The sequence below is a fragment of the Verrucomicrobium sp. BvORR034 genome (genome assembly GCF_000739635.1).
Taxonomy (GTDB): Bacteria; Verrucomicrobiota; Verrucomicrobiia; order Verrucomicrobiales; family Verrucomicrobiaceae; genus Verrucomicrobium.
Genome location: NZ_BATQ01000001.1, coordinates 1 through 17,675, shown reverse-complemented (window position 1 = coordinate 17,675; position 17,675 = coordinate 1). Strand labels below are relative to the sequence as shown.

The 17,675-nt window shown below is 61.8% G+C and carries 14 protein-coding genes; 8 read left to right on the top strand and 6 right to left on the bottom strand.

What is annotated here, in order from left to right; genetic code table 11:
* The first annotated feature begins 147 nt into the window (after positions 1-147).
* The 4 genes from tgt (at position 148) to BV034_RS00055 (ending at position 5,379) form a co-directional block, all read left to right on the top strand.
* Positions 148-1,278 carry a tRNA guanosine(34) transglycosylase Tgt gene (gene tgt / locus BV034_RS00070; RefSeq protein WP_050022858.1) on the top strand — a complete coding sequence of 377 codons (1,131 nt, stop codon included), beginning with the start codon at positions 148-150 and terminating at the stop codon, positions 1,276-1,278.
* A complete protein-coding gene (yajC, locus tag BV034_RS00065) occupies positions 1,275-1,619 on the top strand; it encodes a preprotein translocase subunit YajC (RefSeq protein ID WP_050022856.1) in 345 nt (114 codons plus the stop codon). Before tgt ends, yajC begins: the two co-directional genes overlap by 4 nt.
* 93 nt (positions 1,620-1,712) lie before the next feature.
* The gene (locus tag BV034_RS00060) at positions 1,713-4,058 is read left to right on the top strand and encodes a protein translocase subunit SecDF (RefSeq protein ID WP_050022854.1); all 2,346 of its coding nucleotides are present in this window, start codon (positions 1,713-1,715) and stop codon (positions 4,056-4,058) included.
* A 193-nt stretch (positions 4,059-4,251) separates the two neighbouring features.
* Complete coding sequence (locus BV034_RS00055; RefSeq protein ID WP_050022853.1) at positions 4,252-5,379, top strand: serine/threonine-protein kinase; 1,128 nt, start codon at positions 4,252-4,254, stop codon at positions 5,377-5,379.
* 673 nt (positions 5,380-6,052) lie between these two features.
* On the opposite strand, the gene ggt is transcribed toward BV034_RS00055, so the two are convergent.
* The 4 genes from ggt to fdhD form a co-directional block, all read right to left on the bottom strand.
* Positions 6,053-7,780: a gamma-glutamyltransferase gene (gene ggt / locus BV034_RS00050; protein WP_050022994.1), complete on the bottom strand. Its 1,728-nt coding sequence runs from the start codon at positions 7,778-7,780 to the stop codon at positions 6,053-6,055.
* A gap of 93 nt (positions 7,781-7,873) precedes the next feature.
* Positions 7,874-8,053 (bottom strand): hypothetical protein, encoded by a 180-nt coding sequence (locus BV034_RS00045; protein ID WP_050022852.1) that lies wholly within the window; start codon positions 8,051-8,053, stop codon positions 7,874-7,876.
* Positions 8,054-8,112: 59 nt separating this feature from the next.
* Positions 8,113-9,234, bottom strand: coding sequence for a cysteine desulfurase family protein (locus tag BV034_RS00040; protein ID WP_050022851.1), 1,122 nt, complete (start codon positions 9,232-9,234; stop codon positions 8,113-8,115).
* A 9-nt stretch (positions 9,235-9,243) separates the two neighbouring features.
* Positions 9,244-10,059: a formate dehydrogenase accessory sulfurtransferase FdhD gene (fdhD, locus tag BV034_RS00035; protein ID WP_050022849.1), complete on the bottom strand. Its 816-nt coding sequence runs from the start codon at positions 10,057-10,059 to the stop codon at positions 9,244-9,246.
* Positions 10,060-10,208: 149 nt separating this feature from the next.
* Here fdhD and BV034_RS00030 point away from each other — a divergent pair, with 149 nt between their 5' ends.
* Genes BV034_RS00030 through BV034_RS00020 form a run of 3 tightly spaced genes read left to right on the top strand, consistent with a single transcriptional unit; the run spans position 10,209 to position 13,848 of the window.
* Complete coding sequence (locus BV034_RS00030; RefSeq protein ID WP_050022847.1) at positions 10,209-11,213, top strand: 2-hydroxyacid dehydrogenase; 1,005 nt, start codon at positions 10,209-10,211, stop codon at positions 11,211-11,213.
* A 4-nt stretch (positions 11,214-11,217) separates the two neighbouring features.
* Positions 11,218-12,333, top strand: a complete 1,116-nt coding sequence (gene ald / locus BV034_RS00025) for an alanine dehydrogenase (protein WP_050022845.1) — start codon at positions 11,218-11,220, stop codon at positions 12,331-12,333.
* 57 nt (positions 12,334-12,390) lie between these two features.
* On the top strand, positions 12,391-13,848 hold the full coding sequence (locus BV034_RS00020) for a Gfo/Idh/MocA family oxidoreductase (RefSeq protein WP_050022839.1): 1,458 nt from the start codon (positions 12,391-12,393) through the stop codon (positions 13,846-13,848).
* 74 nt (positions 13,849-13,922) lie between these two features.
* Here the strand turns inward: BV034_RS00020 and BV034_RS00015 are convergent, their stop codons facing one another.
* Positions 13,923-15,164, bottom strand: coding sequence for a Gfo/Idh/MocA family oxidoreductase (locus BV034_RS00015; protein ID WP_050022837.1), 1,242 nt, complete (start codon positions 15,162-15,164; stop codon positions 13,923-13,925).
* A 102-nt stretch (positions 15,165-15,266) separates the two neighbouring features.
* Between BV034_RS00015 and BV034_RS00010 the strand changes: the two genes are divergently transcribed.
* A complete protein-coding gene (locus tag BV034_RS00010; RefSeq protein ID WP_050022835.1) occupies positions 15,267-16,142 on the top strand; it encodes a helix-turn-helix domain-containing protein in 876 nt (291 codons plus the stop codon).
* A 132-nt stretch (positions 16,143-16,274) separates the two neighbouring features.
* Here BV034_RS00010 and BV034_RS00005 read toward each other — a convergent pair whose 3' ends face one another.
* Complete coding sequence (locus BV034_RS00005) at positions 16,275-17,378, bottom strand: metallophosphoesterase (protein ID WP_063768633.1); 1,104 nt, start codon at positions 17,376-17,378, stop codon at positions 16,275-16,277.
* Between the last annotated feature and the right edge of the window lie 297 nt (positions 17,379-17,675).

The window sequence follows — 17,675 nt, the reverse complement described above, 5'->3', positions numbered from 1 at the left end:
TCTCGGTGCAGACTGGGAACGACGGTCCGACCCCGATTTCTCTGCGAAATGGGCCGCCCCGTCTTTCTCTCATGTCCTCCGTTGTCCACTTGGTGTCATTTTTCCCGGTTGCGCCGCGCCCTTACCTTGCCAGCCTGTGCGCCCCGCATGTTCACCCTCCTTGGTACTGATCCCCACAGCCTCGCCCGTCGCGGTCGGCTGGTCACTCCGCATGGGGTGATCGAAACGCCCATCTTCATGCCCGTGGGCACCCAGGGTTCGGTCAAGACGGTTCATCCGGTGGAGCTGGAGGCCATCGGAGCCCAGATCATTTTGGGCAATACCTACCATCTCGCCGTCCGGCCGGGTATGGAAGTCATGCGTGAGGCGGGCGGTTTGCACGCCTTCGCCAACTGGAACAAGCCCATCCTCACGGACTCGGGCGGTTTCCAGGTTTTCTCCCTGGGGAAGCTGCGCAAGATCAAGGAGGAAGGCGTTCACTTTCAGAACCATGTGGACGGTTCACCGATGATGTTGGGCCCGGAGAGCGCGATGGAAATTCAGTCCATCCTCGGCTCAGACATTGCCATGCTGTTCGACGAATGCCCGCCCCACCCTTGTGATGCGGCGTATGCGGCCAAGAGTCTGGATCTCACCCTGCGCTGGGCCAAGCGGTGCCGCGACTGGGTGGACAAGAACCAGCCCATGACCAATGGGAAACCCCAGCTTCATTTCGGCATCGTTCAAGGTTCCAGCTATCCCGAACTGCGGGCCAAGTCCGCCCGGGAACTCGTCGGCATCGGCTTCGACGGCTATGCCGTCGGAGGCGTCAGCGTGGGTGAGCCAGAGCCGGAGATGATGGCCGCGGTGGAGCACAGCATCCCCCACCTGCCCATGGACAAGCCCCGCTACGCCATGGGATTGGGCACCCCGCCCCAGATGATTGAGATGGTCGCCCGCGGGATCGATATGTTCGACTGTGTGCTGCCCACCCGTCTCGCCCGTCACAGCACGGCTTTTACGGACGAGGGCACTCTCAACCTCAAAAACAGCACTTTTGCCCGGGATTTCCGTCCCATCAGCGAGGATACCCACCCACTTTGCCGCGGATTTACCCGCGCCTACATCCGTCACCTGATCAAGGCCGGGGAAATCCTGGGATTGCGGTTGATTTCCCTCCACAATCTGCATTTCTACCTGTCCCTCATGTCGCGTGCCCGTACCGCCATCGAGGAGGGTTACTTCAACGAGTTTCGAACTGAGTTTACCGCCAAATACCAACCCCACAAGGAATCATGAGTTTTTCAAGCATCATCGTCATCGCCCAAGCAGCTCCCGCAGGTCAGCCAGGTGGAGGCTCCAGCACGATCATCATGATGGTGCTCATGATGGTGATGATGTACTTCATCCTCATCCGCCCCCAGCGCAAAAAGCAGAAGGAGCAGGAAACCCTTCAGAAGGCCCTCTCAGCTGGAGATGAAGTCGTCACCATCGGCGGGGCTCACGGTGTGGTCGCCACCGTCAAAGAGAAGACCGTGGTGGTGAAGTTCGCGGAAGGAAAAGTCGAATTCGACCGCACCGCCATTGCCCTCAAGAAAGCCAAGGCCGACGAAGCCACGCTGGTTGACGATAAGAAATAAGCTTTTGCACCGTCTCATGACGCCGCCTTCAGGCCCTACGGCCCGCCGGGCGGCGCCTTTTGTTTTTCATCCCGCATCCTCAAAGTCAGTGCCATGAATACACCGCAAATCACCTTCATCTGGGGCGCCGTCCTGCTCTTCCTGCTGTTTTACTATCTGGGCACGACCATTCACCGGACCAAAAAGATCATCGGTACGGTTCTGACCATCGGGGTCAGTGCCTTCTGCATCTGGGCGTTCGCGGGCTTGGGCATCAAAAAGGGGATCGACCTTGGGGGCGGTAGCTCCTTCACGGTGCAGCTCCAGCCCTCCATCGATGACAAAGGCCAGCCGGTGCCCCTTTCTCCGGCTGCCGTCCAGCAGGCCATTGGCATCCTGGAGAAGCGCCTCAACCCCGATGGCGGCAAGGACCTTCTGACCGCTCCTCAGGGCACGGACCGCATCCTCATTCAGATGCCCGGCGTGCATCCTGATGAAGTCGGCAAGATTCGCGAGACCATCCAGAAGGTGGCACATTTGGAATTCCGCCTCGTGCATCCTCAGGGCGATTCAGCCCTGGCCCAGATGAAAGCCACCGGCCAGCCGGTCATCGGCTACACCGAGCTTCCTGGTAAGAAAGACAAGGAAGGAAAGCGCGAAGTCGCCAGCTATCTGGTGAAGAGCCGCGCGGATCTCGAAGGCGAGCACGTGGTGCAGGCCTGGCCGGCTCTCAATCCCGAAGGTTGGGTCATCCACCTCAAGCTGGACTCCGCTGGCAGCAAGACCTTCGCTGACCTGACCAGCGCCCACATCGGTGAGAACCTCGCCATCATCGTGGACGGTGAAGTGCTCTCCGCCCCGACGCTTCGCTCCGCGATCACCGGTGGCAATGCTGAAATCTCCGGCAAGTTCACGCAGGAAGAGGCCCAGGAACTCGCCTCTGGTCTTGAGAACCCCCTCAAGAACCCCATGAAGATCATTGAGGAGAGCAACGTCTCCGCCGCCTTCGGTGAGCAGACCATCCAGCAGGGTATCCAGACCGGCTGGGTCTCCACCATCCTCGTCGCGCTGTTCATGCTCATCTACTACCGCTTCGCGGGCCTCATCGCCCTGATCGGTCTCGTAGTCTGCATGCTCCTGGTGTTCGGCTCCATGGCCCTCTTCAACTTCACCCTCACCATGCCGGGTATCGCCGGTATCGTGCTCACCATCGGCATGGCGGTGGATGCGAACGTGTTGATCTACGAGCGTCTCCGTGAGGAAATGGTCGCAGGTAAAACACTCGGCGCCGCGCTCGAAGCAGCGTTTGAAAAAGCCTTCTCCGCCATTTTCGACGCCAACATCACCACCCTGTTCTCAGCGGTCATTCTTTTCTACCTCGCCACCGGCTTGGTGAAGGGTTTCGCGGTCACGCTCACGGTCGGCATTGTCGGCACCATGCTGGGCGCTCTCATCGTCACCCGCGTGTGCTTCAACTGGTTCATTGACGCGAATCTCCTCAAGAAGATCACCGTCACCCACATCATCCCGAACCGCACGTTCGACATGTTGAAGTGGTCCAAGCCCTTCGTGATTGGCTCCTTCGGCCTCGCGGCCGTGTCCCTCCTGGTCTTCCCCATCAAGGGCAAGGACTCCATCGGCATTGACTTCCGTGGTGGTGCCATCACCCGCTTTGAAGTGACTGCTGGCAAAACGGTGGAAACCGAGAGCGTTGAGAACTTCCTCAAGGAATCCAACATCCAGGGTGCTTTTGTCCAGGCCAGCTCCAACGCCACGGCCAACCTCATCACGGTTCGCAGCGAGTATGACGACGGGACCAAGGTGAAAGAACTCCTGGAGTCCAAGTACAAGGGTGAACTCTCCGGCGGTCAGACGGATCGTGTGGGTTCCATCGTCGGCAAGGAACTGGCCATCCGCTCCTCCATCGCCTATGGCCTGGCCATGCTGGCCATCTTCATCTACCTGGTGGTCTTCTATGAGTTTGCCTTCGCTGTGGCGGCCATCGTAGCCCTCTTCCATGACTGCGTCATCGCCATCGGCCTCTCGGTGCTCTTTGGCCAGCAGCTCTCGGTCATTCACATCGGTGCCATCCTCACTGTGGCGGGTTACTCGATCAACGACACCATCATCGTGTTCGACCGTATTCGCGAAATGCTCCGCACCCATCGTGGCAGCATCCGCGACATCATGAACGAGGCCATCTCCGCCACCCTGAGCCGTACCTTGCTCACCAGCTTGACGGTGCTCATGTCCATGATCGTGCTGTACTTCTTCGGCGGTCCTTCCATGAAGGAGTTCGCTCTGCCGATCATCATCGGCGTCGTGGTGGGTACCTATTCCTCCATCTACATCGCCTCCTCCCTGGTGCTGTGGTATGGCCGGGTCACCGGTCGCGGCCTCCAGCGCCATGCGCTGGACGACTCCGATTCGTCCGTGAAGGCTCCCGGAGCCGCGGCGTAACGGCAGGTCTCCGCAAGATCCCGCTTCAAACCGCATCTACCTCTGGGTGGATGCGGTTTTTTCTTTGCCGTATCGCGGATAGGGTGCCAAAAAACGGGGGTCGAAAACTTGAAAGTGAGAACCTCCCGGCCCTTGCGTCTCTCGCGAAGCGGGTTAGCGTTCCGTTGGACCATCAATCCCCTCCCAAGTCGGCATGATGCCCGAATCCCTGGCTCAAAATGCCCTGCCCGAGCAGCCCACGACGGAAGCATACGTCGTGCAGGAACGCGTGGCGATTGGCACCGCGGGGATCGTGTATCGGGCCATAGAGACGGCCACCGGTCAGCAGGTGCTTTTCAAGCTGCTCTCGGGGGAAACGTCGAATCCCATGGACCCGGCCTGGGTGCTGGAGCGGGCTCCGTTGCTCAAGCAGATCCGGCATCCCCACATTGCCACTCTGCTGGATGCCTATGATGATCCTGAAGGGTGCGTGCTAGTGTACGCCTATCAGGCTGGTTGGGCGGGCAATGCCTTCCCCACCCAGCGCCTTCTGGCGGATGCGGATGAAGCCCGTGAGGTGGCGCGGCAGTTGTGCGATGCCATCATGGTCGGGGAAAAGTCGGGCATGCCCCATGGCGATTTGAAGCCCAGCAATCTGATCATCACCGATCAGGGCACAGCAGGGTTGAGTTTGCTGGTGCTGGATTGGGGCCTTTCGGAATGCCGGGCCAATCCGCCGGTGGAGACGCTGCAGTTCATGGCTCCCGAGCGGCTCATGGGCGGACCGGCGACCGTGTCGGGCGATCTCTTCTCCCTGGGGGCGACCATCTGGTATCTTCTCACCGGGAAGCAACCGGTAGAGGGGAGGACACGCGAGGCCCTGCTGGCCTCCTGGCAGCAGTTTGATCCTGCCTCCATCACCACGTTCCGCGCAGATGTGGATCCCGCCTTTGTTCAGTGGTTGGGTTGGCTCTTGAAACTCGATTCCCGGGATCGGCCGGGCTGGGTGTCTCAAGCCACCGAGGTGCTCAACCGTCGCGCTCAGGCGTCTGCACCTCGCCCCGTGGTACCGCGGCTCGTGCCCCCGAGGCCGGCTGGCCCTGCGCCCGGCCCGCCTGTGGATGCGAATGCCCCCACGGCCCGGCTCATTGCCACACCCACCACCCACCTCGCGACAGGTGGTTCCCCGCGGTTCTTCTCCCCGGACCGTCTCGCGGGCGTTTTCTTTTTTGTCTGCATCCTGGCCGGTGCGGCCGTCGCTTTTGTTTGGTGGGCAGAGAGCAAGTGGGGCGCAGAATGGCCGACGGAACTCGGCAAGTTCTGGAAGGCGCTGTGGCGTTAGGGGCGGGGGCCGCAAGCGGCCGTTGAGACGCTACGCTGGTTGAAATGCGTTGATGAAATGGGATCGCGTCGTGATCTCTTGCAAAGGATGGCTGGGAGCTGTTCACGGCGTCGGCCGTTGCTGGCATCCCATCCGGGATGCAATGCCCTCAGACAACCGGGGGTATCAGTCGCTACGCTCCCTCGACCCCCGGCTACCATCTATGATGCCTTCGGCATCCCATGCCCGATGCCGGGCTTGTCGGCAGAAACCTGTCCGCTGGTCTTGTGTCAGTCACCTTTGCTACGCTATGTGTTACCCATGTTTTGACCCACAGGTGTTACCTATGGTTTGAACCTGGAGGCCCCACATCGGTAGCATCGGGATTCGATCTACAGGCTATACTTGATTCTGGCTGTCACCGCCGGGGTTCGGATGCCGAAGGCATCCCAGCTATTAACCGGATGGTTGAAGGAGCGTGGCGACTGATACCTCCGGTATTGTCAAAGAATTCCGCCGACCCCGGAGGGGTCGCAGCAACGGCCGTTCCACCCATTGGCTGGCATGTCATGTCACCAGAAGCGCGACTGAGCGGGGCTGGGAACCCCCGCCTCCTGTACCGGCCTGCGGACCAGCCCGCACCTCAGGTCTTGAGTCTTGCGTCTTCCAGTCTTGTGTCTCCTGCGCAGCGCCCTCACCTCCCTCCCACTGCTCCGGGCACCCGTGGATCATGCACGGGCTCGAACTCGCCCTTTACTTCATCCCATCGTACCCCTTGACTGACACCAATACCGACGCTGCCGGCTTCTTTGACGGTATGGCCGCGTTGTTTCATCGCGTCCAGGATCTCGGGGCCGAAGGCGTGCTCCATCCGCAGTTCGTCGGGTGACCATTGGTGGTGGATCCGTGGCGCGGCGATGGCATTTTGCAGGCTCAGCTTGAGATCCAGCACATTCACCAGATTCTGCAGGGTCTGGCTGATGATGGTGGGCCCGCCGGCGGCACCCACGCTGAGGAAGGGCTTGCCGTCTTTCACCACGATCGTGGGGCTCATGCTGCTGAGCGGTCGTTTGCGGGGCGCTACGGCGTTGGCGTCTGAACCCACGAGTTTGAAGGCATTGGGCGCACCGGGGGCTGCAGCGAAGTCGTCCATCTCGTTGTTCAAGATTACGCCCGTGCCCGGCACAATGACCTTGCTGCCAAAGGTGGTGTTCACCGTCTGGGTCAGCGCCACCCAGTTGCCTTCGGCATCCGCGGTGGACAGGTGGGTGGTGTGCTTGAGCAGGTCGCCAAACACATCCGTATCAGCCCGGGGTGGTGTCCCATGCCCTGGCACCGTCACGGCCGAGCCGCTAGGCTGGATGCGGCTGGCCAGAGTCTTGGCGTATTCTTTATCCAAGAGCCCGGTGGGCACCGGGACGAAGTCCGGATCCCCCAGCCAGTAGGCGCGGTCGGCAAACGCTGCCTTCATCGCCTCCGCCGTGGTGTGCACTCGATCGGCAGGTGGCAATGCCGCGAGATCGAAACCCTCCAGCGTGTTCAAGATCTGGGCCACATGCACGCCGCCGCTGCTGGGCGGTGGGAAGCCGATGATCTCATGGCCGCGATAGGTGGTGCGGAGCGGTTCGCGGAGCTTGGGCGCGTAGGCGCAGAGATCACCCTTCCGCAGCACGCCACCGTTGGCTGCCATCCATTCCCCCACCCGGTTGGCGAAGTCGCCTTCATAGAAGGCCCGGCTCCCTCCGGCGGCAATAGCCCGCAGGGTGGTGGCCAGATCAGGTTGCTTGAGGATGTCCCCTTCCTTCAGCACGCTGCCGTCGTCTTTAAAGAAGAGGGCCTTGGTCGCAGGAAACAAGGCCAGCTCCTTCTTCGTGGCGGCCAGCTTGCGGGCGTACACGGCATCGAGGGCAAATCCTTCTTCAGCGATCTGGGCAGCGGGCTGCGCCACGTCGGCCAGCTTCAGTTTGCCAAACCGCTCCAGCGCCAGGGCATAGCCAGCCAGGGCTCCCGGGGTGGCCACAGCCAGCGCTCCGGTTTTGCTGGCCTCCGCATTTACTTCGCGTGGCTCAGTGGTGCCCGGTTTCAGGTACATGTCCCGGCTGGCCAGAGCGGGCGCCGTCTCGCGGGCATCGATGGCGGCTACCGTCCCGTCTGCGGCGCGGATTAGGATGAAACAACCCCCGCCCAGGCCGGAGTTGTGGCCATCCACCACTCCCAGCGTGATGGCGGTGGCGATCGCGGCATCCACGGCATTGCCACCTTGTTCCAGGGCCTTGATTCCTGCAGCCGTGGCCAGGGGATGCACCGAAGCCACGGCGGACTGCTTCCATTCGAATGCCGGAGAGCGTTCACAGAGGAAAACCGACGACAGCAGCGCGCCTGCCGCTGTGATCAACAGTGAAAAGGTACGATGCCGGTGCATGGCCGACATCGTACCAGTGTGAGTTGGTCCGGAGCACCCAAAATCTTGCGGTTCACTCCAGACCCGTTGGGTCAGATAGGATCAAATCCGTCTTCAGTGGATCGAGCCGGAAGCCGAGGCGCTGCCGCCACCCGCTGAGGCAGAGCCGCCAGCCCCATGCGAATGGCCGTGGTGGCGCATCGATCCCGAGCCGCTGGCGGAACAACTGATCTGGGCCAGCGTTGCGAAACCCAGCAGCGCCAACGTCAGGATGGTCTTGGTGTTCTTGTTCATAACCCCGGATCGGGGTTTGGGGCACCGTTGCGTGGCAGGGATTGGCCCTGAGCCGATTCTCAGAGTCCCGCCCCCACCTTCTGGAGGGCGTCTGCCAGGCCATTCCATTCTTCTTCCGTCGTCTCCCAGCCGCCGCTGATCCGCAGTACGCGGCGCCACTCTTCCACAGGGGCGTGGATGGCCTGCATGACGGATGAGGCGCCCTTGTCCCCGGCGCTGCAGGCGGACCCCGTTGACACCGCGAACCCAGCCTGACTCAGACGTCCCAGCCACTTCCGGTGATCATGAGCGGGCAGAACCATCAGGCTCGTGTTCCAGAGGCGTGGCACCTCCCGCCCCACAATCCGTGTACCTGGGATCAGCGTACACAGCGTTGTTTCAAATGCATCACGAAAAGCCTTCTGCTGCGGGGCCACGGCTGCGAGGGTTTCCTCAACCGCCTCCAGCGCTGCCACCGTCGCCTCGATGGCTGGATAGTTTTCCGTTCCGGCCCTGCGCCCCTCCTCCTGGGGACCGCCCCTGGCCAGATGGAGGCGCTCGTTTTCATCTCGAACCACGAGGAAGCCGGTGCCTTTGGGGCCGCCGAACTTGTGGGCGCTGCCGGTGAGGTAGTCGCATTCGCCGAGGCCCATCAGAGGCATCTTGCCAATCCACTGGCTCGCGTCGCAGTGGTAGGGCACCTGTCTCGCCCGGCAGAGGGCGGCGAGATCCCGCCACGGGTTCAAGGTGCCACTTTCATTGTTGGCGGCCATCACGGTCACCAGGGCAGTGTTCTCTGGCTGGATCAGCCGGTCTGCTGCCTCCAGATTTAGAGAGGTGTCCGCATGCGCCGGCACCTTGATCACGCGACCGCGAAATTCATGCTCCAGCGGCTCCGCCAGGCTGGGGTGTTCCATGCTCGATGAAACTACCCTTCCCTCCGGCCCTGACTTCTGGGCCAGCCATCGCACCAGGGCGTTGTTGGATTCCGTCGCGCCGGAGGTGAAGATGACGCGGCCCGGGTCGCAGCCCAGCAGATCGGCCAGCCGTTCCCGTGCTTCTTCCAGGCGGTGCTTCACCGCAGCCGCTTCGCGGTAGAGGGAAGAGGGGTTCTGCCAGCAGCGGTCCGTCGCCTCCAGCCAGGCCGCCCGCGCTGCGGGGTGCAGGGGCGTGGTCGCATTATAGTCAAAGTAGCCGCGCATGGTGTTTCCTCAATCCCAGCTGATCCGTTCCTGCCCGGCGTACACATTCATGCGTCCACCCCGCAGAAAGCCGACCAGCGTCTGGCCGGACTCCCGGGCAAAGTCCACTGCGAGGCTGCTGGGGGCAGAGACGGCGGCCACCAGGCCGATGCCGCCGGCCAGTGCCTTTTGCATCAGTTCAAACGAAACGCGGCCACTGACCAGCAACACATGGCGGTCCAGGGGCAGCCGGTCCTGCCGGAGGGCAAACCCGAGAGCCTTGTCCAGAGCGGAATGGCGGCCTACATCCTCCCGTGCCACCACGAGCTGACCCTCAAGGTCAAAGATGGCACTGGCGTGCAGCCCCCCGGTCTTTTCAAAAGTGAGCTGCGCTGCCCGCAGCTTGTCCGGAAGGCTCCACACCAACTCGCGCGGCACCGTCCAGTCCCATGCCCGGGGGGCGAAGGACTGAAACACTGATTCGATGGTGGCCTTGCCGCAAACGCCGCAACTGCTGCTGGCAAAAACGTGCCGGGTAAGCCTGGACCAGTCCACCTCTCCCTTGGCCAGCAACACGTCCACCACACCGCCATAGCCTTCGGACCGGCTGGGGCAGATGGAGATCTCAAACACATCCTGTGGCCCGGTGATGACACCCTCGGTCAGCAGGAAGCCTGCGGCCAGCTCTTCATCGTGGCCAGGCGTCCGCATGACGACTGCCACACTTTTCCCCTCCACCCTTAGTTCGAGAGGTTCTTCTGCGGCCACTTCGTCTTGCAGCAGCTCGTCCGGCTGCCCGCGAAAGAGTCGGGTCACCGGGACAGAGAGCGAGGCAGGCAGGTTCATGAAGGGCTTAAAAGGGTAACCACCAACCAAAACGTAACGTCTTCAAATGCAACGGGGATTCCTTCCCCTCGGATTGCCTCCATACGAAAGTAAATCGCAATCTTGCAACCCTTCTTGCTTTCCGGGTTTCCCCTCCTCAATTTGCGATCATGCCTGCGCCGAAGGGTCCCCATCTTCTCTGCCTGGCTCCTCTCCCGGGGCGGTTGTCGCATGCCCTGGCGGAGCGGTTTGTCTGCCACACCAGTCTCAACGATGGTGAGGAGAACTCTATCCGGGGCCTGGTGGGGTCTGGCAATGCTCTGTATCGAGAAGGCCTTCTGGACATCCTGCCCAACCTGGAAATCATCTCCGTCTTTGGTACTGGCTACGAGGGCGTGCCGGTGGACTACTGCCGTTCCCGCGGGATCCGTGTGACCCACACGCCAGACGTCCTCACCGAGGACATGGCGGACGTGGCTCTGGCTCTGGTACTGATGACCTCCCGCCGCCTGCTGGAGGCCAATCGCTTTTTACATGACGGAGGCTGGCCAGCCATGTCTTTCCCCTTGGGCTTCAAGCCAGGGGGCAAACGCGCGGGCATCTTTGGGCTGGGCCGGGTCGGTCAGGCCGTCGCCCGGCGGCTGGAGGCGCTCGGCATGCGGGTGGGCTATGCGGCGCGGCGACCCAATCTCACGGTGAGCTATCCGTTCTTCAGGTCGCTGCATGATCTGGCTTTCTGGAGCGACTTCCTCATTATCGCCTGCCCGGGCGGATCCGCCACCCGGCATCTGGTGGATACCTCCGTACTGGAGATGCTGGGGCCAGACGGCACCTTGATCAACATCACGCGCGGCTCGGTGGTGGACGAATCCGCTCTGGTGCACGCCCTGGAAACCGGCACCATCCGGGCCGCAGGGCTGGATGTGTACGAGCGGGAGCCGCTGGTCCCTGATCAATTGACCCGACTGCCTCAAGTGGTGCTGCTTCCCCACGTGGGAAGCCGGACCGAGGAGAACCGCGAAGAGATGGCGCGCATCGTCCATGACAACCTCATCGCCCATTTCCAAGGGCAGCCGCTGCTGAACGTCATCCCTGATTTGCGGACCACCACGCAACGCCGGTTGGAATCCGTCACGCTTTTTTCCTCGCCACCGCCCGCTGTCGCCGCAAAGTAGGCTCATGATCATCGGCGTTCCCAAAGAGATCAAGGCACAGGAAAACCGCGTCGGGCTGCTCCCTTCTGCTGCCTATCAACTGGTCAAGCGCGGGCACCGGGTGGTGGTGGAGACCCAGGCAGGCGCAGGATCAGGCTTCCCCGATGAAGAATATGCCAATGCCGGGGCGGAAATCCTGTCCACGCATGAGGCCATCTTTGCCCAGGCGGACATGATTGTGAAGGTGAAGGAACCTCTGCCCCAGGAGTATCCCTTGCTCCGGCCCGGACAGATCCTTTTCACCTACCTGCATCTGGCCGCCAGCAAGTCGCTCACGGAGGCGCTCCTGGCCTCCAGGTGCACCGGCATCGCCTATGAGACGGTGGAAGTGAACCGCCGTCTGCCTCTGCTGGAGCCGATGAGTGAGATCGCTGGTCGTATGAGCGTCGTGGTGGGTGCCTATTTCCTGGCCAAGCATCATGGGGGCAAAGGGGTTCTCCTCGGTGGCGTGCCTGGGGTGCTGCCGGGCAAGGTGGTCGTGATCGGTGGTGGCACGGCCGGGGTGAATGCCGCTCGCATGGCCACGGGCCTGGGCGCGGATGTCACCATCCTGGAGGTGGATGTAGAACGCATGCGCTTCCTCGACATCACTCTCCACACCGCCCACACGCTGTACTCCAACCATGCCCATATCCTGGAAATGTTGCCCAGCGTGGACTTGCTCATCGGAGCCGTGCTGGTGCCCGGGGCCAAGGCGCCCAAGCTCATCACCCGCCAGATGCTGCAGGTCATGAAGCCGGGCAGTGTGCTCGTGGATATCGCGATTGACCAGGGCGGCTGCTGCGAGACCTCCCGCGCGACCACGCATGACCAGCCCACCTATGTGGAGGAAGAGGTCACCCACTATTGCGTGGCCAATATGCCTGCGGCCTATGCTCGGACGGCGACCCAGGCCCTGACCAATGTGACCTACCGCTACATCGAACTGCTGGCAGACCATGGTGTGCCCGGAGCCTTCCAGCGGGATGCCAATCTTCTTGATGGTCTCAACGTCTTCGACGGACAGGTGACCCATGCCGCTGTGGCCGACGCCCACGGAATGCCGTATCTGGATGCGGACACGATCTTTGCGTCACGATAGTCCCTCCTTTCGACATTTAACTGTTTTATCCAGCGTCGTTCCCCTCCTCTCTTTCACATGCCTCCCTCGTCCCCTTCCTCCCGCCGTCGATTCCTCTCCCAAGCCACTTTTGCCGGCGGGGCCTTCTTCATCAGCAGCCGTCTCACCTCGTGCGGAGGGAAGGCCAACGGCGCCATCAACGTGGCCGTGGTGGGTCTCAAGGGTCGTGGTGGCGACCATCTGGCGAGCTACAAAAAAATTCCCGGAGTGCGCATCGCCGCGATCTGCGATGTGAACTCGAAGTACCTCGCTGATGAGGCGGCCCGCCTGGAGAAGGAGGGCCTGAAGGTGAAGACCTACCAGGACTACCGGAAGCTGCTAGCCGACAAAGACATCGATGCCGTAAGCCTCGCCACACCAAACCACTGGCATGCCCTAGGTACTCAGTGGGCCATGGAGGCGGGCAAGGATGTCTTTGTGGAGAAGCCGGTCTCTCACAATGTGTGGGAAGGTCGCCAGATCGTGAATGCGGAGAAGAAGCTCAACCGCATTGTCCAAGGCGGTACTCAGAGCCGGAGCAGCTTTGCCATCCGCGAGGCCGTGGCCTGGGTGCAGGCGGGCAATCTGGGCAAGATCACCCTCGCCCGCGGTCTCTGCTACAAGAGCCGCCCCGCGATGAAGGTGCGCAAGACGCCTCTTCCCGTGCCGGCAGAGGTGGACCGTGATCTCTGGTTCGGGCCTGCCCCCATTGTGGACATCCGCCGTCCGCGCCTGGACTATGACTGGCACTGGCAGTGGGACTACGGCAACGGCGATCTGGGCAACCAAGGCGTCCACCAGATGGACATTGCCCGCTGGTTCCTTGGTGAGACCGCCATTGCCCCCACGGCGTGGAGCGTGGGCGGTCGCCTCGGATATCAAGACGATGGCCAGACGCCGAATACCCAGCTCGTGTACCAGGGCTATGAGAAGGCACCGCTGATCTTTGAGGTTCGCGGACTCCCCACCGCCAAGGACGCGGGTGAAGGCATGGACAAGTTCATGGGAGCTGGAGTGGGCGTCATCATCCATTGCGAAAATGGTCACGTTCTGGTGCCCGACTACTACAGCGCCATCGCCTATGACAAAGAGGGCAAGGAGGTGAAGAAGTGGGAAGGCGCGGACAACCACTACGAAAACTTCATCAAGGCCGTGCGCAGCCGCAAGCCTGCGGAGCTGAACGCGCCGCTGCTCGATGGGCACCTCAGCGCCGCCATCTGCCATACTGGCAACATCTCCTACCAGCTCGGCGAGAAGAAGAGCATCGAGGAAATCAAGCAGGCGGTCGCCTCCAGCCAGGGTGCGACGGAGACGCTGGATCGCATGCTCCAGCACCTCCAGGCCAATGCCGTGGATCTCAGCGCCACCCCGCTCACGCTGGGCCCGGTGCTGAAGTTCGATCCTGCGGCCGAAACCGCCTCCGGCAACGCCGCCGCCAGCAAGCTGCTCACGCGTGAGTACCGCGCACCCTACGTGGTGAAGGCTTATCCGGCGTGATTCTGCGAGACTTGTGATTGAGCCTGCGCTTCCCCAATGATTGGGGAAACGCAGGCCGGTGACCTGTTTGGTGCTTACGCGGGCCGGGTGAACTGCGGGATCTTCAGTGACTCCCCGCCCTTCAAGGCAGACTGGTGGGCGATGATGCCCGGCACGGTATAGGCGAGCGCTTCATAAAGGTCCACGGTAGGTCGTCTTGCGTTCGCCAGCGCATCAATGAACTCGTGGGTGAGGAAGGTATGGGAGCCGTGGTGCCCGCTGTTGTGGCGCAGCGGTTCCGGGAGCAGGTCGGTCTTCCACCAGTCGGGCTGCTCATAAGGAGTCAACTTGGCCGTGACCAGCGGGAAGCCGGCGTCATCGTGCCCCTGCTCCTTGCCCGGCTGCCAGATCACATGCCCCTGTCCCGGACTAGCTGCGAAGCTCATCTTCGTGCCGTACCAGTTGGCGCTCTCCCGTCCCCACACGGGCCCTTCCCACCAGATGCGCACCGGGAACGGCGTGCCCCGGTCGCTGCGGAAGTGGGCGGTCTCGTTCCAAAACGGGTTGTTGCCGAACGCGTTCTTCTTGCAGACGGGGTGATCATTGCCCCATCCTGAGCAGGTCACCTCCACGAGCCGTTCGCCGGTGACGCTCACGAGGTGGGCGGTGCAGTGCGTGGGGTAGAACATCGGCGGCACGCCGTAGCGCCAAGTGGGCTTTTCTGCGGAGCCGTACAGCACTCGTAGACCGGGATGCAGGTACTCGGACTCACAGGAAACGAGGCTGCCCAAGGTGCCGTCTTCATGGAACTTCCGCGCACTGATGGTGAAGTCCTGGTAGTAGCTCGTCTCGGCCATCATGTAGGTCAGGCCGCTTTTTCGCGCCGTTTCCTCCAGGCTGTTGGCTTGGTCCAGGGCTTCGGCCACGGTAGCGGCCATCACGGCCGGCACCGCGGAGATCACATGTTTGCCGTGTTTCAGCGCGAGCACGGCATGCTCATAGTGCTTGGGTCCATCAGTGAAGACCGCGATGGCGTCCAGGTTGGGATCCTTCACCATTTCTTCCAGGGAGGCGTAGCTCTTGTCGCAGCGGTAGGTCTTCACCAGATGGGCGCGGCGCTCCGGAATCAGATCGGTGACGGCGGCGACTTCGCATTGGGGATGCTCATGCCAGTGGAAGGTCGCGCCAAAGCGGCCTCCTGCGATGCCGAGGCGGACTTTCTTGCCTGGGGTGGTTGCAGCGTTGCCTATGGGGACGATGCCGGCGGCAGCCCCCGCTGCGATGGTGGCAAGAAATTGGCGGCGACTGGGGCGGTCTGGGGAGGTGGAGGATTTCATGCTTCGTGTGGAATCAAGAGTGGTTTTGCTGCCGTTATGTGAGCGTGACGTCGTCCTTTTGGGAATGGACGGCCCCCGGTGATTTCCTGCATTTTTTCAACCATGAACGTTTTGCCCTATCACCACGACTGGCCTTTGCTGGCTGACGGGCACTTTGGACTGCAAATGCACTGGTTTGGCCGCTATGCTGGGTACCCCGAGTGGGCGGTGGAGCGCAGTCGGCTCGCCCCGCACATGATGAGTTTCTTCTTTGTGGAGAGCTCCTCGTGCTGGGCGGAGATCAATGGAACCCGGCTGGAACTGGCCACGGGTGACTTCGTCATCATCAAAGGGGGCGATGAGTTTGAATTTGGACATGACGCCCAGGCTCCCCACGTGAGCCTCAGCGCCAGTCTCGCCATCTCCCAGGGGGGTGAACCGAATATCCTCCTGCAGCGGGCCTTCCCGCGGCGCTGCTCCTGGCATTCGCATACGGAGTTCGTCTCTGAGTTTGAAAAGGTGCTGTCAGTGCTGGGTGGCACGACCGTGGGGCAGGGATTTGCCCTGCATGGCGCGGTGCTCCAGTGGGTGGCGTATCTGATGCGTCACCTGCACGCGCCGCTTCACAAGGGTGCGGGCACCGCCGGCGCTCGACGCGGACTGGATGCCATCCTCCATGCCCAGCGGTGGGCCATGGAGCATCTGGCAGAGGAAATTACCCTGTCCGATTGGGCTGCTGCTGCCGGCATGGGGGGCGTGTACTTTGGCCGCCTCTTCAAACGCGAGACCGGCCGCCGCCCCATGGAGTGGCTCAACGAACGCCGGCTTCAACTTGCTGTTCAACAGCTCATGCATTCGCCCCGCGCCGTGGCGGAGATCGCGCAAGACTGCGGCTTTGTCTGTCCCTTCTATTTCTCCCGGGTCTTCCGTCGGCGCTATGGCTGCCCGCCCTCCGCCGTGCGGCGGCAACCCCATCAGCGGCTGCAATCTGCGTTGTAGTGGCAAGTCACTCTGACCCGCTGTGGCATGGCGGCAGCTGAGGGCCAAAGGCCCGGCGTGATATCAGCCTTAGACAGTGTCCAAGGTTCGATGACCGAATGACGCTCAGGGCCGCAGGCCAGATCGATGAAACTACTTTGCCATCCCCCGTTTCGTGATTTCCCGGGTGTCCAGCACCTCGCCCTTCAGGTTCTTGATCTGCACCTTCATCTTGTCTGATCCCGCAGTGAAAGTCAGCAGCAGGTAGTTGTCCTGGCTGGCAAAGAAGGCGGACCTGGCATCCTTGTACGGCGAGCCGTCGCCCTTGAGGCAGGTGTTGAAATACGGCAGGCCCCCTTCCAACTCGGCGCGTTCGGCGAAATAACCAAAGCCGGTGACCAGCGCGCTGCCCTTGCGGAACTGTTCATGCCACAGCCCCTTGGTCTTGCCCGCGAGCGAGGACTGGCGCTCGTTGTTCAGGGTGAAGACGTAGCCGCTGATGGTTTCGGCCATGAGTTTCTTGTACCATTGGAACTGGTCGGAACTTTCGTCCCACGCATGGCAGGTCTGCCAGGTGGTACCAAAGTCGGAGATGTGGTTCAGGTCCAGGGCGACAAAGCGCACGTCGAAGGCCGGGATGTCAAAGTGCCAGCGCCATTCCTCCCCAGGCAGGGCGAAGAATTCGCGATAGGCCGTGGCTTCTACATCATAGACGGGCTCTGCCGGTGGTTTGGGGCCGCGAGGCCGGACTTCGCGATCGTGATTGCCTAGAATAGGAAGGAACGGGGTGCTGCGGAACAGATCAGGCTGCTGATCGATCAAGGCTCCAAACGCCTTCAGACCGGGTGCAGCGGCCTCATGCAAGCTGGGGACATTGTCGCCCGCCGTCAGGAGCAGGTGCACCTTGTCGTTCTTAAGAGCGGAGAGATCTCGTCCCGGCGTATAGCCCCAATCTCCCACGATGGCCACTCGGAGCTCTCCTTGTGCGGGAAGGCTCTGGAAACGGGCCTCCTGGCTGACCTGGCTCCCCGTGCCCACTGTGTAGGAGTAGGCCGTGTCAGGCTTCTTCACCGGGATCTCCACATGGTGCAGCGTTCTTGTGCCCGGAAGACGTGCTTCTTCCTGGGTAGCTCCTTCCCCGGCCTTGTATCGAATCACAGATTCTGTCGGCGTGGCCGTCTGCCAACTCACTACCACCGCGTCGGGCGTGTGGGTCTGAGGGGTGAGCCACGTCCGTTCCACTTGGGCTTGCGCCATGCCCTTGAGCCCCACCAAGACCAGGGTAAAGAGGGCTGCTTTGGGTATAGAGGAGGCAGAAAAGCAAAAATGTCGGTGCGCCATCCGACAATTACGAGATGGCAGGCTCCGGTTTTGCTCCACCGAACCGTAGCTTTGGTCATTCTGAGGCTCCAGGAGGTCGCTTTTTGGGAGCGGAGCGACGCGCCGAACATCGTTTTGCCACTTTCTGACCGCGATAGACCCCTGCGAACACCCCTGAGGAACCTCCGTTTGAGGTCGTTGCACGTCTTCAAACAACTTTTCTCAGAGCTTTCG